Consider the following 16,703-nt stretch of genomic DNA (forward strand, 5'->3'; position numbering starts at 1 on the left):
CACATAAATTAAGTATTTATACTTAGTTTTGTGATATAAAAATATGTATCATGTCAAATTTATCTCAAGAGAAAGCAACTAAGTTAAGTTTACTCAATTTTAAGAACGTATCAATTCGTACATTTTGGATTACATCAATATCATTTTTTCTATGCTTCTTTTCTTGGTTTGGCATTGTTCCTTTTATGCCAGATGTAGTAAAAGATTTAGGATTAACACCTGATCAAAAATGGAATTCAATCATATTAGCTGTGTCAGGGACAGTTTTTGCTCGTTTATTAATAGGTAAATTGTGTGACAAATATGGTCCAAGATTGTGTTATACATATTTGTTGATGTTGGGTGCTATTCCAGTTATTCTTTGTGGTCTAGTAGAAACACCCACTCAATTTTTGGTTTGTAGGTTATTTATTGGTTTCATTGGAGCTTCTTTTGTAATTACACAAGTTCATACTTCTCTAATGTTTGCGCCAAATATAGTTGGTACTGCAAATGCAACTTCTGCAGGATGGGGTAATTTAGGTGGTGGTGCCAATAGATTAGGAATGCCTTTAATTGCAGCCGCTGTAGTAAGTTTTGGAGTAGCAGATGCAGAGGCTTGGAGGTATTCTATGGTTATTGCAGGTATTATTTGTTTTTGTATGGGAATTATATATTTCTTTTTTACAAAAGATACACCAAAAGGTAATTTTAAAGATTTAAAAGAATCAGGAGAAATGATTTTTACAAAGAAAGATCAAATAGGTTTTTTAGAGGTATTAAAAGATTATAGAGTTTGGATTTTATTTGTAGTGTATGCTGCAAGTTTTGGAATAGAATTAACAGTTTACGGAACCATGGATGATTATTTGCAAAATACTTTTCAATTAAAAAGGGTAACAGCAGGGAATATTGTTCTGTCTTTTGCTTTAATGAATATTTTTGCAAGAACATTGGGTGGTTTTTTTGGTGATAAGTTCGGAAAACTAAAAGGATTAAGAGGTCGTGTATTATTCTTATCTTTTATATTAACACTACAAGGCATAGTTCTGATTTCTTTTTCAGGTGCCACTAGTTTAATTGTAGGTATTGTATTATTAATTTTATTTAGTTTGAGTGTTCAAATGGCAGAAGGTGCAACTTTCTCTGTAGTGCCATTTATCAACAAAAAGGCCATCGGTTCTGTTTCTGGTATTGTTGGTGCTGGTGGTAATGTTGGTGCTTTTTTAGCTGCAATGTTGTTAAAATCTAAATCTGCATTTGCAGAAAAAGCGGCTATTACTGCTAACGAGGGATTAGGAGAACAGGTTATAAAAACGGCACAAGCGGCAGCATCTTCAAGTGCAGTTTCTAGTGGTTATTTGTTAATTGGTTTTGTAGTTGTGGTAACTGGTATTGTTGCTTTAACAATTAAATTTTCTTTAGAAGAAGAGAAGGAAGAAGTTAAAAACAATGGAAATATAATTGCACCTGAATTAATTCCTGTAAAAGTAAAAAGCTAATTTAAGGTATCTTTTTTTATTGATTTACAAATTCAAAGTACTGTTTTTTAAGGTATTCAGAATAATAAAATCAAAGTTTGGATAGTAAAAATTTAATGCCTTATTTAGTATGAAACCTGAGTCTAAAATGATGAAAAAAGAAATTAAAACAACTTGTTCTTATTGTGGTGTAGGTTGTGGAATTATCGTAAAAAAAGACAATAACAACAAGGTTTTTGTTGAAGGAGATAAAGACCATCCTGTAAATCAAGGAATGTTATGTTCTAAAGGGATGAACTTGCATTATGTTGCCAATGATATTTCAGACAGAATTTTATATCCAGAAATGCGATGGTCTCGTTCACATCCAAGGGAGCGTGTTTCTTGGGATACTGCTTTAGATAGAGCTGCTAATGTTTTTAAATCCATTATCAAAAAACATGGTCCAGATTCTGTAGCTTTTTACGTATCAGGACAAAGTTTAACAGAAGAATATTATATAGCTAATAAGCTGACAAAAGGTTTTTTAGGAACGAATAATATTGATACAAACTCACGTTTGTGTATGAGTTCTGCTGTAGTTGGTTACAAAAAAACTTTTGGAGAAGATAGTGTGCCTATTTCGTATGCAGATATAGAATTGGCAGATACTTTTTTAATAACAGGCGCAAATCCTGCTTGGTGTCATCCTATTTTATTTAGAAGGATAGAAAAAAGAAAAGAGGAAAATCCGGATGTAGAAATTATTGTAATTGATCCTCGTAAAACAGACTCAGCAAATTTTGCAGATTTACATTTGCAATTAATTCCTGGAACTGATGTCGTTTTATACAATGCAATCGCAAGATGTTTGTTTAAAAAAGGATGGATAGACAAAACGTTTATAAAAAAATATACAGAAGGATTTGAAGATTACAAAAAACTCATTTTTGAAACAAGTTTAAAAGAAGCGTCTAAAATTTGTGGTGTTTCAGAAGATGATATCCAAAAAGCAGCCAAAATTATTGGACAGTCTAGTGGTTTTATCAGTATGTGGGCAATGGGTCTAAACCAAAGTGTTGTGGGTACAGATAAAAATGTATCACTTTTAAATTTATCTTTAATTACTGGTCAAGTTGGTAAACCTGGTTCTGGCCCTTTTTCATTAACTGGGCAACCCAATGCTATGGGTGGTCGTGAAGTTGGAGGAATGGCAAACTTATTAGCGGTTCACAAAGATTTAATGAATCCAGAACACAGAAGAGAAGTTGCACAATTTTGGGGGGTAGATAAAATCAACCCAAAACCAGGATTAACAGCTACAGAAATGTTTGATGCTTTGGAAAGTGGAAAATTAAAAGCAGTTTGGATTGCGTGTACAAATCCATTGGTAAGCTTACCAAATTCTAATCAAATAGAAAAAGCAATGGCAAATTCTAAGTTTGTTGTTGTACAAGAAATTTCTCATAAATCAGATACAGTAAAATTTGCTGATTTGGTTTTGCCAGCTGCTGCTTGGTTAGAGAAAGAAGGAACAATGACTAATTCTGAAAGAAGAATATCCTACTTGCCAAAAGAAATTGAGGCTCCAGGAGAAGCAAGACCAGATGTAGAAATTTTCTGCGATTTTGCGCAAAGAATGGGTTTTAGAGGCTTTAATTTTAACAACGCATCAGAAATTTATGATGAATATGCATCAATGACCAAAGGCACAAATATTGATGTTTCTTACTTAAATTATGATCGATTAAAAAACGAAGGTACTTTTCAGTGGCCAGTAAATGAATATCGTCATTCTGGAACTCCACGTCTTTTTGAAGATAAAAAGTTTTATACTCCATCTCAAAAAGCCATTTTTAATATCCCATCATCCTTAGAAAATACATCCGTAAAAACATGCGAAGAATTTCCGTTGATTTTAACTACAGGTCGTGTTAGAGATCAGTGGCACACAATGACAAAAACAGGAAAAGTATCAAGATTAAAAACACATTATCCAAAACCTGTATTAGAAATTAATTTAGTTGATGCCTATTTAAATAATATAAAAGACGGTGATATTACCGAAATTAAAAGCACAAATGGTGTAGTTAGGGTTCGTGCTAAAATTACAGATGCTATTAAAAAAGGTGTGGTATTTTTACCTATGCATTGGGGTAAAGTGTTGCAAAGTAATTTAAATAGAGCCAATAATTTAACAAACACGCACATAGACCCTGTTTCAAAAGAACCAGATTTTAAGTTTACTTCAGTTTCAGTTTCAAAATATAAAAAACCAAAAGAGAAAATAATTATAGCAGGTGCTGGTGCAGCGGCTTTTCGATTTTTACAGAATTATAGAGATTATAATGAAGTTGATGAAATTCACGTTTTTTCGAAAGAATCTAACCTCTTCTATAACCGAGTTTTATTGCCAGAATATATCACTGAAGAACTTTCTTGGGAACAATTATTAAAGATTAAAAATGCTGAGTTAAGCAAATTAAATATCAAAGTTCATCCAGAAACGGTTATTGATAAAATTGATAAAGAGAAAAAAAATGTTACAGATTCTAATGGAGAAATTCACAATTTTGATAAGTTAATTTTAGCCACAGGTAGTCGTGCTTTTATTCCAAGAGATGTTCAAATCGATTTGCCAGGTCGTTTTACAATGCGTAATAAAAATGATGCAGATCAGTTTAAAAAATATTTAGACAACACAGGTTTACCACCAGAACAACAACACGTAGTTATTGTTGGTGGAGGTTTATTAGGTTTAGAGTTGGCAGCTGCAATGAAGCATAAAAATGTAAAAATTACTATTATTCAAAGAGCTTCTCGTTTAATGGAACGCCAATTAGATAAAATTTCAAGTAAATTATTGTCTTTAGATGTGCAAGAAAGAGGTATTCAAATTTATTTTGATAATGAAGTAAGTACCGTTTTTGATGATGAAGATACAGGCGAATTAACCATCAACTTAAAATCTGGAAAATACATTACAGCCAACGCAATTGTCTATGCAATTGGTACAAGACCAAACATTGAAATTGCCAAAAATAACGGAATTATTTGCGGACGAGGTGTCAAAGTAAATCAACATTTACAATCTTCTCATCCAGATATTTTTGCCATTGGTGAAATAGCTGAATTTAACAACAAATTATTTGGAATTACATCAGCAGCAGAAGAACAAGCGGGTATTTTGGCTAATTTTATTGCAGGAGATATTAGTGAATCTTACAAAGGTTCTGTATTAATGAATATCTTAAAATTTAACGATTTAAATCTATGTAGTATTGGCGAAATTGAAGTCCCAGAAAACGATGATAGTTACGAAGAAGTTATTTTTACAGACATCTCTAAACGTTATTATAAAAAGTGTATTGTTAAAGACGATTTGTTAATTGGCGCAGTTTTAATGGGCGATAAAAACGAATTTGCAGAATTCAAAACAATGATAGAAAGCAAAATCGAAATGTCTGACAAACGAAATACATTGTTAAGAGGCGCTTCTAATGATGTGCCAATGTTAGGAGAATTGGTTTGTTCTTGTAGTCAAGTAGGTTCTGGAAATATTGAAGAAGCCATTGCTAATGGGTGTACCAATTTTACAGAATTATGTAATAAAACAGGTGCAGGTTTGGGTTGTGGAAGTTGTAAAACAGAAGTGAGAGAAATACTGAATAACGCAAAAGTAGGAATATGAACAAGTTGTTAAATCGAGTTATTGTTAAAGGAGGAGTTTTATCTCCTGGAGAATTAAAATACATTTGCGATTCTGTAGAAAGTTTGGGTTGTAAAACCATTTCTTTTGGGTCTAGGCAAGATATTTTATTGCCTAAAAAAGTAAAACCAGAAGATTTAAATCAATTTGATAAATTAAAAGTTGTAGACTTTAATGAAGTGGGTGTAGAAAATGTTGTTTCTTCTTATGTTTGTGCAGATATTTTTCCGAGTACTTCTTGGCTAACAGGTGATAGATATTTATACCTTTTAGAACAATTTGGTGCAAAATCGAAACTAAAAATAAACCTTACAGATCCTAAACAAAGATTGGTTCCATTATTTACAGGACACATCAATTTTATTGCTTCAGAACACGAAGATTATTGGTATTTGTACATTAGGTTACCTGAGTGGAAAACTACAAAAATGTATCCTGCATTAATCTATAGTTGGGATTTAGATAAGATTGAAACTGCCATAGAAAACATCCTTCAAGAAGAACCAGAAACTATTGAAACCATTTTTGAATTGGTAAGTGATGCTGTAGACACCAACAATAGAACAGTAGATAAACCTTTAGAAGTCTCTTTTTATCCCTTTCCTTATTTTGAAGGGATGAACAAAATTGGAATAGATAAATATTGGTTGGGTTTGTATTGGAGAAATAACAAATACGACATTTCTTTTCTAAAGGATATGTGTGAATTGTGTTCAGAAAATAAGATTGGTAAAATATCTATTACACCGTGGAAATCTTTTATAGTAAAAGGAATTCCAAGAGAATCTAAACTAGTTTGGGAAAAATTTTTAGGTAAAAGAGGTATTAATGTGCGTCATTCGATGTTAGAATTAAATTGGCATTTACCTGTGGCAAATAAAGATGCTTTAAATCTAAAAAAATATTTAGTTACAAATTTTGATCAAAACGACATCAGTACTTATGGGTTAACCTTTGGAATAACAGATTACAGCAAGTCTTCTTATTACTTTACATCTATTGTTGTAGAGAAAAACAAACAACCCGAATTGATTGGAAATTTTCAAACAAGAGATACTTACAACTTATTATATGCTAAAAATTTTGACCCAAATACAAGAGAATACATTACACATGTTCAAGATGTAGATAAGGTTGAGTTACCTGGTTTATTGATGGAATTGAGTCAGTTGTATTTTGATCAATTAGGTTCTGAAAAAGAAGAAGTTGTTGTTCAAAAAAACAAAAAAGAAACTTTAGAAGAAGAAGTATATCAATGTCAAGACTGTTTAACAATATACAATGAAACTTATGGAGACATTACACAAAACATATCTAAAAACACTCTGTTTAAAGATTTGCCAGAAACCTACATATGTTCACTTTGTGAAGCTCCAAAAAGCAATTTCAAAAAAAGAGTTTTAGTAAAATAAATCTAGACTTTTAAAATCATATACACATTACTATCATATTCAGCCCTCTTTTAGAAAGAGGGTTTTTTTGTTGCATGATAATTATCATATTATAATAAAAGAATAAAAGATAGTTTTATCCGATTATAAAAAACAAAATATTAAATGCCTATAAAAAGCTACTTAGCACATCCACATACAGGACAAAAAGAACAACTTGTAAATGAGTTAACTGCCTTAGAGAATTGCGAAATAATTCCTGCAGATAATAAAGAGGTTCTTGTTCTTGTTACCGATACAGCGAGCGATACAGAAGACGATATTTTAAAACAGAAAATAGAAACTTTTAAAAGTTTAAAATTACTTGCGTTAGTTTCTGGCTTTAATACACCAAAAAAATAATTACAAATGAGTGCACCATTATCAAGCAGAAGAAGTTTTATTAAAAAAATGGCAGCCACAGCAGCAATGTCTGCGGCAGCAACTATGTTTCCAGGAATTGTTTTTGCTAATGAGCAATTGGTAGGAGTTACTGATGGGAATTTAGAATGGAAAAAAGGACCTTGTCGTTTTTGTGGAGTAGGTTGTGGAATCTTAGTAGGTGTAGAAAACGGTAAAGCAGTTGCTGTGAAAGGGGACCCAAAATCGTCGGTAAACAAAGGTTTATTGTGTGTAAAAGGATATCATCAAACTATGTGTATTCAGGCTAGTGATAGATTAACCCACGCACTTGTTAAGAAAAATGGTAGATACATAAAAACGCCAATTAACGAAGCTTTAGATCTTGTAGCTAGTAAAATGAAATCTACCATAGAAAAACATGGTAAAGATGCTGTTGCCATGTACACTTCTGGTCAGTCTACCATTCCTGAAGGATATGTAGCTTCTAAGCTAATGAAGGGGGCTATCGGAACCAATAATTTAGACTGTAATGCTCGTTTGTGTATGGCTAGTGCGGTAGCAGGTTTTTTAACCACCTTTGGTGCAGATGAACCAATGGGTTGTTACGAAGATATTGAGCACGCAGATTATTTTATTACTTGGGGAAATAATATGGCAGAAATGCATCCGGTTTTATTCTCGAGAATGTTAGAACAAAAAAATAAAAGAGGAGCAAAAATTATTGATTTTGCAACCAGAACAACAAGATCTAGTACTGCATCTAATAGGTCTATTTTATTTGAACCTCAAACAGATTTAGCAGTTGCTAATGCCATTTGTTATGAAATTATAAATAACGGTTGGATGAATAAGAAATTTGTTGATAATCATATTAACTTTAGTAAAGGGCTTACTAAGATAGGGTATGGAATGGAAGACAAATTTAGCTTTAAAGACAAACCAATAAAAATTAATTTTGATGAGTATAAAACATTTTTAGAAGATTATACTCCAGAGAAAGTTGAAAAATATTCTAAAGTTTCTGCTAAAGACATTAAGTATTTGGCTTCGATTTATGGAGATCCAAATAAAAAAGTAGTTTCTTATTGGTGTATGGGAATGAACCAACACACAAGAGGAACTTGGATGAATAACCTGATGTATAATATTCATTTATTAACGGGTAAAATTTCACAACCTGGTAATGGACCCTTTTCATTAACTGGACAACCTTCTGCTTGTGGTACAGCAAGAGAAGTAGGAACATTTACACATAAACTACCAAAAGGAGTGGTAATGAATCCAAAGCATAGAGCTTTAGCGGCAAAAATTTGGAAAGTTCCTGTAGAAAGAATCCCTTCAAAACCTACTTATCATGCAACTGAAATGTTTAGAGCAGTAGATAGAGGTGACATTAAATTTATTTGGACACAAGTTGTAAACCCTTTAGTGTCTTTACCAAAAACAAGCAGATATAGACCTGCAATGGAAAAAGAATCTTGTTTTGTGGTAGTTTCTGATGTTTTTCCTACACCAACCTCAGATGTTGCCGATGTTATTTTACCAGCTTCATGGCATATTGAAAAATCTGGATTGTACGGAAATTCAGAACGTAGAACGCAACATTGGGATAAAATGGTAGAAGGCCCAGGTGAAACTACACCAGATGCGTGGATGACCATACAGGTGGCAAAACGAATGGGGTATGGTGATTTATTTCCTTACAGCGAAGAAAATCATGTTGAAGAAATTTACAACGAATATCGTCAGTTTCATGAAGGTGCTAAACATGGAATGGCGCCACTAGAAGTTCTGAAAAAAGAATCTGGAGCTATCTGGCCTTATGTTAATGGAAAATCAACTCAATGGAGGTTTAATGCTAAGTATGATCCGGCTTGTGATAATGGGAAAGATTTTCATTTTTATGGGAAACCAGATGGAAAAGCTGTTATATGGCAACGTCCTTATGAGCCTGCTGCAGAATTTCCAGATAAAGAATATCCTTTTTGGTTAAATACAGGGAGAGTTATAGAACACTGGCACACGGGTTCAATGACGAGAAGAATTCCAGTTTTACATAAAGCAGTTCCGAACTCTTATGTAGAATTTCATCCAGAAGATGCTAAAAACATGGGAATTAGAGATGGAGAAAATGTAAAAGTTATTTCTAGAAGAGGTTCATGTATTTTACCTGCATCGATAAATAAAAGAGGTTTGCCTACTAAAGGACAGGTTTTTGTGCCATTTTTTGACGAAAATATGTTGATTAATGACGTTACTTTAGATGCATTTTGTCCCATATCTAAAGAGCCAGATTATAAGAAGTGTGCGGTAAGAATAGAAAAAGCTTAAGCCATGAAAAAAAGATTAGGAATCATATCATTATTTGTAATTCTTTTCGCTGCTTTTATTACGGTATGGAATTATAGTTATGAATCAGGCAAAGAGGAGGCCTATATCCCCTTAAAAGGAGGTAATCTTACACCAATTATTCCTTCGGAAACAGGAGTTTTTGAGAGATCTAAATTTGCAATTGATTATGCAAATATGCCAATAGATAAGAATCACGAAAGAAGTTTAAAGACATATTATAAAAATAGAGCTTATCATGGAGCGCCACCCAGTATTCCGCATCCAATAGATGAAAAACAAAATGTAGGCGAAAATAGTTGTTTAAAATGTCATGAAAATGGAGGTTTTGTAGAAAAATACAGTGCTTATACCCCAGTTGTACCTCATCCAGAATTAGTGAGTTGTAAACAATGTCATGTAGAACAGCAAAAAAATACACTATTTCAATCAGGAAAATATCAGAAGTTAAAAGCACCTGTTGTTGGAAATAATAATGCTCTTTTAACAAGTCCTCCTATAATTCCCCATCAAATACAAATGCATGAAAATTGCTTGTCTTGTCATGCGGGTCCAAGTGCTCCAAAAGAAATTAGAGTTTCTCATCCAGAACGTGTTAATTGTAGACAATGCCATGTTATAAACAACAAAGAAGTTAAGGATATAGGTATTTTTATAAAAAATATTAAAAATGAATAAACGCAACAGAATTATATATGTTTTATTATTGATAATCTTAGTTTCATCTTGTAAACACAAAGAAGAAGAGTATCATAGTATTACAGATAAAATTGAAGCAAAAAGTAAAAATTATCATGGAGTTTCAGTTTCATCTGAAGATTTTTTTGATGATATTAAAATGATAAAAATTAGTGAAGGAGATCACACATTTTTAATACCAGAGAGAAAAAGTAAAATAAAATCATATGCTTGTACTGAATGTCATACAAAACCATTGAATAAATTACAAAGCAAAGATTTTAAAAAGGCGCATTGGGACATTGTTTTAAATCATGCTGATAAAAAAACGATGAGCTGTACGACATGTCACAATGAAAAGAATATGGATGAGTTAAAGAGTTTAACAGGTTTAAAGATTGATTTTAATAAGAGTTATAACTTATGTAGTCAGTGTCATTCAAAACAGTTTAAAGATTGGAAAGGTGGGGCTCATGGAAAAAAAATTGGAGGTTGGGCACCACCAAGAGCATCCATGACTTGTGTAAACTGTCATAATCCACATAAGCCACACTTTGAGAGTAGATGGCCAGCGCGTTTTAATACGCAAAAAATTAAAGAAAGAAAATAATTAGGCATGAGTGATAATAAAAACAAATGGTTTTCTTTAAACCTAAATAGTAGGCAAAAGCAAAATAGAAAGACACATTCATGTACTTGTGGTAGTAATACAAGAGAGTGTGGATCTCATCAAAATAATGAAGAGTTAACTGAAACCGATTTTTTAGAAGCTGCAGTTAATGCATCTATAGGAGAAGAAACCAAAAAAGATGGTTTTGATCAGGTTTTTGATGTAAAAATGAACAGAAGAAATGCATTTAAACAATTAACGGCAAGTTTATTAATTGGAGCCGGAGCAGTATCATCTTGTACAAGCGTTACTTCGGATAAAGAATCTAAAGAAAAAGCCCAGATAGATTGGGAAGAACAGTTTAAAGGCAACTACAAATTAATGTCTGATGATGAGAAGAAAAAAACTGTAGAGAGGTTGGTTCGTTCTTATCAAATTAGAACTGGTAAAACCATAAACATGTCATCAAAAAATGCCGAAAAAGATGTGTTGTTTGGGTATGCCTTTAATATCTCGAAATGTAAGGGTTACATGGATTGTGTAAGTGCTTGTGTTGAAGAAAACAATCAAGATAGAAACTCACAAATGGAGTATATCCGAATTCATGAAATGAAAGATGGTAAAGGGTTTAACTTTAATGAAGCAGATGATAATTATTATCACGAAGTACCTGCAAAAGGCCATTTTTATATGGGCACCCAATGTTTTCATTGTGATAATCCACCTTGTGTAGAGGTTTGCCCTGTACAAGCAACCTGGAGAGAAGAAGATGGTCTAGTGGTTGTAGATTACGATTGGTGTGTAGGTTGTAGGTACTGTATGGCAGCTTGTCCCTATGATGGACGCAGATTTAATTGGAGTAAGCCAGAAGTTCCTGAAGCTGAAGTTAACAAAAATCAACACTATTTAGGAAACAGAATGCGTAAGAAAGGTGTGATGGAAAAATGTACATTTTGTGTGCAACGTTCTAGAGCAGGTAAAAATCCTGCTTGTGTAGAAGCTTGTCCTACCGGGGCACGTGTTTTTGGTAATTTATTAGACCCAAATAGTACAATTCGTTGGGTTTTGGAAAACAAAAAAGTATTCAGATTAAAAGAAGATTTAGGAACAGAACCAAAGTTTTGGTACTATATGGATTAATTTTTTTTAATTGATAAAAGAAAAATATGAGACGATTTAAGGTTTTTAAAAGTTTAATAAAAGGTAGTTTAGATGTGATTACTCATGGATCTAAAAGATATCATATTTGGATGGCACTTTTAACTTTTGTAATGTTAACAGGCATGTATTGTTATTCCATTCAATTAGAAGAAGGTCTAAGCGTAACAGGTATGACCGATAGAGTAAGTTGGGGGTTGTATATTTCTAATTTTACCTTTTTAGTTGGTGTTGCAGCAGCAGCAGTAATGTTGGTTATGCCAACATATGTTTTAAAAGATATCGATTTTAAACAAGCAGTTTTAATTGGTGAAGGATTAGCAGTTGCAGCATTAATAATGTGTTTGGCATTTGTTATTGCTGATATGGGAGGGCCATCTGTTTTATGGCATATGTTACCTGGCATTGGAGTTTTTAATTTTCCTAATTCTATGCTAACATGGGATGTATTGGTATTAAATGGTTATTTGTTTTTAAATATTACAATTCCTTTTTACATATTATTTAGGCATTTTCAAGGAAAAGAATCTAAGAAAAAGGTTTATGTACCTGGAGCAATATTATCTGTTTTTTGGGCTGTGGGGATACATTTAGTTACTGCCTTTTTATATCAAGGATTACAAGCAAGACCTTTTTGGAATAATGCACTTCTAGGACCACGCTTTTTAGCATCTGCATTTGCTGCAGGGCCTGCTTTAATTATTTTAGTTTTAGCTATTATAAGAAGTTTTACAGAATTTAAAGTCCCTAATAAAACCATTAAAAAAATAGCAATGGTTGTAACTGTTGCAGCTCAAATAAATATTATTATGTTGGTGTCTGAACTATTTAAAGAGTTTTATGCACCAACACACCACAGCGAAAGCGCATATTATTTGTTTTTTGGTTTAGATGGAAAAACAGCATTATTACCTTGGATTTGGACTGCAATATCCTTAAACGTTTTAGCTACAGTAATTCTGACTTTTCACAAGTTAAGAAACAATTTAAAAGTACTCTATTTTGCATGTTTTATTTTGTTTGTTGCCATTTGGATTGAAAAAGGGTTTGGGTTAATTGTACCAGGATTTATTCCCGGGCCATATGGAAAAATTGCAGAATATACACCAACAGGAATTGAAATTGGAGTTACTTTGGGTATTTGGGCTCTAGGCGCTTTAGTTTTTACAATTTTAGCAAAAGTAGCTATCAACATCGAAATTGGTAAACTTCGCTATAAAGAATGAAGTTTGTTTTCTAATTCTAAAAAAAGTATCTAATAATTTTATAAGTGTATAATATATTAAGATTTTTTTTCAGATAACTCTAAAAATAAGTACTTTTTTTTAAAAGTAAGTATTATTACGTATTTTTGAAAAAAATAATAATGCTTTCAACTTCTTCATCTTTTAGAATTATAGAAAAACAAGATTCATTTACAGTCTGCAAAAATGAGAATTGTTTAGTGCATAAGTACAGTGATGTTCTTTTAGCTGAATCGGAATCTCAAAGTATTGTTTTAAAATGTAAAAAAGGGCAACAGTTTATTATTGAGGGTGCTCCTGTAAATGGTCTCTTTTTTATAAAACAAGGAACAGTTAAAGTATTTAGAACAGGTATAAATGGAAGAGAGCAAATTGTTCGTTTTGCTAAAGACTGCGAAATTATTGGACATCGCGGTTTTGGTACTCAAGAGTATTACTCAATTGGTGCAGTAGCGCTTCAAGACACAGAGTTGTACTACTTCTCTAAAGAGTATTTGCAAAAAATATTATTAAAAAACCCGAAGTTTTCTTATGACATGATGCTATTTTATGCTAATGAATTGAATAGAAGTGAATCAAAAGTAAAATCTATTTCACAAATGACTGTTCGCGAACGAGTTATTGATACATTACTCTATATTCATAGAAAATTTGGAGATTTAAGAGGTTTCTTAAACTTACCTTTAAGTAGAAAAGAGTATGCAGATTATGCCGGAACCACAGAAGAACAAGTTATTAGAATTTTTTCTGCCTTGAAAAAAGAAGGTTTAATTACTGCAAAAGGGAAGAAGATAGGGATTAATGATGTACAAAATTTAAAGAATGAAATTAGTGAGCATAACTATTTCTTAGATTCTTAAATAAACTTATAAAAGGAATTAAATAGCTCCTTCAGGTTTAAAAACCTGAAGGTTTTTTTATGTCTAATTAGTACTTAAATTAAATACGTATAAAATGTTAGTAATCTTCATAAGATTCAAATAATTGAAATTCAGGTATTTGTGATTTAAAACTGATTTGTCGCAGTTTTTAACATGTCTTAAAAAGAGGTTTTAATATGGGTAATTCCATGAATGAAAACTTTATCTACTTATATATTTGTCAAAAAAATAAGTATTAATACGTATATTAATAAAACTTAAAAAAATGAAATCTATATTTAAAAAATCAACTTACATTTTATCAGTAGCAATGTTATTATTTGCTTGTGGTGGTAAAGAGACAAAAAAATCAACAACAACTGTTGATGCAAAAACATCAAAAACAAAGCAATTAGAAATTGAAAAACCTCAGTTAACATTTGGTTTTATTAAGTTAACCGATATGGCACCTTTAGCTATTGCAAAAGAAAAAGGTTTCTTTGAAGATGAAGGTTTATTTGTTTCTGTTGAAGCACAATCTAACTGGAAAAATGTTTTAGACAGAGTTATTGATGGACAATTAGACGGGTCTCACATGTTAGCGGGTCAACCGATTGCTGCGGGTGCAGGTTTTGGTCGTCAAGCTAAATTAGTAACTCCTTTTTCTATGGATTTAAATGGAAATGGAATTACTGTTTCTAACGATGTTTGGTCTAAAATGAAACCAAATGTACCAAAAGATGGAAGTGGTAAACCTATTCACCCAATTAAAGCTGATGCTTTAAAACCAGTAATTACTGATTATAAAAACTCTGGTAAAGCTTTTAAAATGGGAATGGTATTTCCTGTATCTACTCACAATTATGAAATTAGATATTGGTTAGCTGCAGCAGGAATTCACCCAGGAATGTATACTAAAGAAAATGTTCAAGGTCAAATTGATGCAGAAGTATTATTATCAGTAACGCCTCCACCACAAATGCCAGCAACTTTAGAAGCAGGTACAATTTTTGGATATTGTGTAGGTGAGCCATGGAACCAACAAGCTGTTTTTAAAGGAATTGGAGTGCCAGTTGTAACTAACTACGATATCTGGAAAAACAATCCTGAAAAAGTATTTGTAATGACAGAGAAGTTTGTGAAAGAAAATCCGAATACAGCAATTGCAGTAACTAAAGCTTTAATCAGAGCTGGTAAATGGTTAGATAAACCAGAAAACAGAAAAGAAGCTGTAAAAATCTTATCAATGTCACAATATGTTGGCGCTCCAGAAGAGGTTTTAGCAAATTCTATGACAGGTACTTTTGAATTTGAAAAAGGTGATAAACGTGAAATGGCTGACTTTAACGTATTCTATAAATACAATGCAACATATCCTTTCTATTCTGATGGAATTTGGTTCTTAACGCAAATGAGAAGATGGGGGCAAATTCCTGATGCAAAACCAACTAGTTGGTACTCTGAAACCATTAAAGATATCTATAGACCAGATATCTGGAAAAAAGCAGCAACACTTTTGGCAGAAGAAGGTAATATTCCTGCATCAGACATTCCAATAACAGATGGTTATAAACCAGCAACAACAGATTTTATAGACGGCACAAAATACGATGCAAAGGATCCAATAGGATACATTAATAGTTTTAAAATAGGAAACAAAGACAAAAAATAATAGCACAACACTCCTTAAGACTTATAAAAACAATTAACACTAAACACTAAAATTATGAAAGCAAGTTTAACATTAGGTAAGGTCTCTAAATTTATGGGATTAAGTTTTTTTATCACCTTAAAAGACCTTTTTACAGGAAAGTTAGAAAAAGAAGATTTCAAAGCTTTTTTACGTAAAGTAATAGTGCCACTTGCTTCCATAATTTTATTTATAGGGTTATGGCACTTAGGAGCAAAAACATTGTACAATACAGAAGCAGAATTTAAAATTGCAAAAGCGTTGCAAGATCAAGGTCAAGTAGCAGCAGATGCTATGAAAGCCTGTATTGCTTCTGGTGATTCTAGTTGCCAACCAAACACATTGCCTTCTCCAGCTCAGGTTTGGGAATCTTTCCAGTCTTTGTTAAGAGATCACAATATTATTAGTGCTGATAAAGCTGCTTTTATAGAAAAAACAGCTGCTTTAAATGAAAAAAGAATAGCAGCTGGAAAAGACCCAATTGTATATACCGGAAGACCTTCGTTTGTAGATCAAATTTTTAGAAGTTTACAAACTGTATTCGCAGGATTTTTATTGGCTTTATTAATTGCTGTTCCTTTAGGAATTTTTATCGGATTAAGTCCAACATTAAAAAGTGCTTTCAATTGGTTTATTCAAATCTTTAAACCAGTATCGCCTGTAGTTTGGTATTTATTAGTCTTTATGATTGTAAAAACAGTATTAATTGGTTCTTCAGAAGATAGCTCTTTTACCATTTCTTTTATTAGTGTGGGTTTATGTTCTATGTGGGCAACATTGGTTAATACTGCAATGGGAGTCTCTACGGTAGACAAAGACTATATTAATGTAGCTAAAGTGTTAAAATTGGGAACATTCCAAAAGATATTTAAAGTAGTGTTGCCATCGTCTTTACCGCTAATTTTTACAGGATTGAAAATTACATTATCGGTAGCGTGGATGGTGCTAATTGCAATAGAATTATTAGCACAAAGTCCTGGTTTAGGTTTATTCGTTTGGGAAGAATTTCAAAACGGAGCCAACGATTCTAACGCAAAAATAATCGTAGCAATGTTTGTTATTGGTATTATTGGTTTCTTGTTAGATAGGTTAATGTTAACCATCCAAAATTGGGTGTCTTTTGATAAAACTGATGCAATATAAATTTTTATTCAAAAATTCAATCTTTTAATA

General features: G+C 32.1%; 12 protein-coding genes. All 12 read left to right on the forward strand.

The window, feature by feature from the left end:
* Positions 1-50 precede the first annotated feature (50 nt).
* Positions 51-1,481, forward strand: a complete 1,431-nt coding sequence (locus tag DIS07_RS06130) for a NarK family nitrate/nitrite MFS transporter (protein ID WP_109404340.1) — start codon at positions 51-53, stop codon at positions 1,479-1,481.
* Positions 1,482-1,608: 127 nt separating this feature from the next.
* Positions 1,609-5,130, forward strand: a complete 3,522-nt coding sequence (locus DIS07_RS06135; RefSeq protein ID WP_109404569.1) for a nitrate reductase — start codon at positions 1,609-1,611, stop codon at positions 5,128-5,130.
* Positions 5,127-6,560: a rubredoxin gene (locus DIS07_RS06140; protein ID WP_109404341.1), complete on the forward strand. Its 1,434-nt coding sequence runs from the start codon at positions 5,127-5,129 to the stop codon at positions 6,558-6,560. The genes DIS07_RS06135 and DIS07_RS06140 overlap by 4 nt, the downstream gene beginning before the upstream one ends.
* A 144-nt stretch (positions 6,561-6,704) precedes the next feature.
* Positions 6,705-6,941, forward strand: a complete 237-nt coding sequence (locus DIS07_RS06145; protein ID WP_109404342.1) for a hypothetical protein — start codon at positions 6,705-6,707, stop codon at positions 6,939-6,941.
* A gap of 6 nt (positions 6,942-6,947) precedes the next feature.
* A complete protein-coding gene (locus tag DIS07_RS06150; RefSeq protein WP_109404343.1) occupies positions 6,948-9,272 on the forward strand; it encodes a molybdopterin-dependent oxidoreductase in 2,325 nt (774 codons plus the stop codon).
* A gap of 3 nt (positions 9,273-9,275) precedes the next feature.
* Positions 9,276-9,968 carry a nitrate reductase cytochrome c-type subunit gene (locus DIS07_RS06155; RefSeq protein ID WP_109404344.1) on the forward strand — a complete coding sequence of 231 codons (693 nt, stop codon included), beginning with the start codon at positions 9,276-9,278 and terminating at the stop codon, positions 9,966-9,968.
* A complete protein-coding gene (locus DIS07_RS06160; protein ID WP_109404345.1) occupies positions 9,961-10,578 on the forward strand; it encodes a cytochrome c3 family protein in 618 nt (205 codons plus the stop codon). The genes DIS07_RS06155 and DIS07_RS06160 overlap by 8 nt, the downstream gene beginning before the upstream one ends.
* A gap of 6 nt (positions 10,579-10,584) precedes the next feature.
* Complete coding sequence (locus DIS07_RS06165; RefSeq protein WP_109404346.1) at positions 10,585-11,718, forward strand: 4Fe-4S dicluster domain-containing protein; 1,134 nt, start codon at positions 10,585-10,587, stop codon at positions 11,716-11,718.
* A gap of 26 nt (positions 11,719-11,744) precedes the next feature.
* A complete protein-coding gene (gene dsrP, locus DIS07_RS06170) occupies positions 11,745-12,962 on the forward strand; it encodes a sulfate reduction electron transfer complex DsrMKJOP subunit DsrP (RefSeq protein WP_109404347.1) in 1,218 nt (405 codons plus the stop codon).
* A 140-nt stretch (positions 12,963-13,102) separates the two neighbouring features.
* Complete coding sequence (locus DIS07_RS06175; protein ID WP_109404348.1) at positions 13,103-13,840, forward strand: Crp/Fnr family transcriptional regulator; 738 nt, start codon at positions 13,103-13,105, stop codon at positions 13,838-13,840.
* A gap of 286 nt (positions 13,841-14,126) precedes the next feature.
* The gene (locus DIS07_RS06180; RefSeq protein WP_109404349.1) at positions 14,127-15,512 is read left to right on the forward strand and encodes a CmpA/NrtA family ABC transporter substrate-binding protein; all 1,386 of its coding nucleotides are present in this window, start codon (positions 14,127-14,129) and stop codon (positions 15,510-15,512) included.
* A gap of 54 nt (positions 15,513-15,566) precedes the next feature.
* Positions 15,567-16,673 (forward strand): ABC transporter permease, encoded by a 1,107-nt coding sequence (locus tag DIS07_RS06185; RefSeq protein ID WP_109404350.1) that lies wholly within the window; start codon positions 15,567-15,569, stop codon positions 16,671-16,673.
* Positions 16,674-16,703: the final 30 nt, after the last annotated feature.

The organism is Polaribacter aquimarinus (genome assembly GCF_003129485.1).
GTDB lineage: Bacteria > Bacteroidota > Bacteroidia > Flavobacteriales > Flavobacteriaceae > Polaribacter > Polaribacter aquimarinus.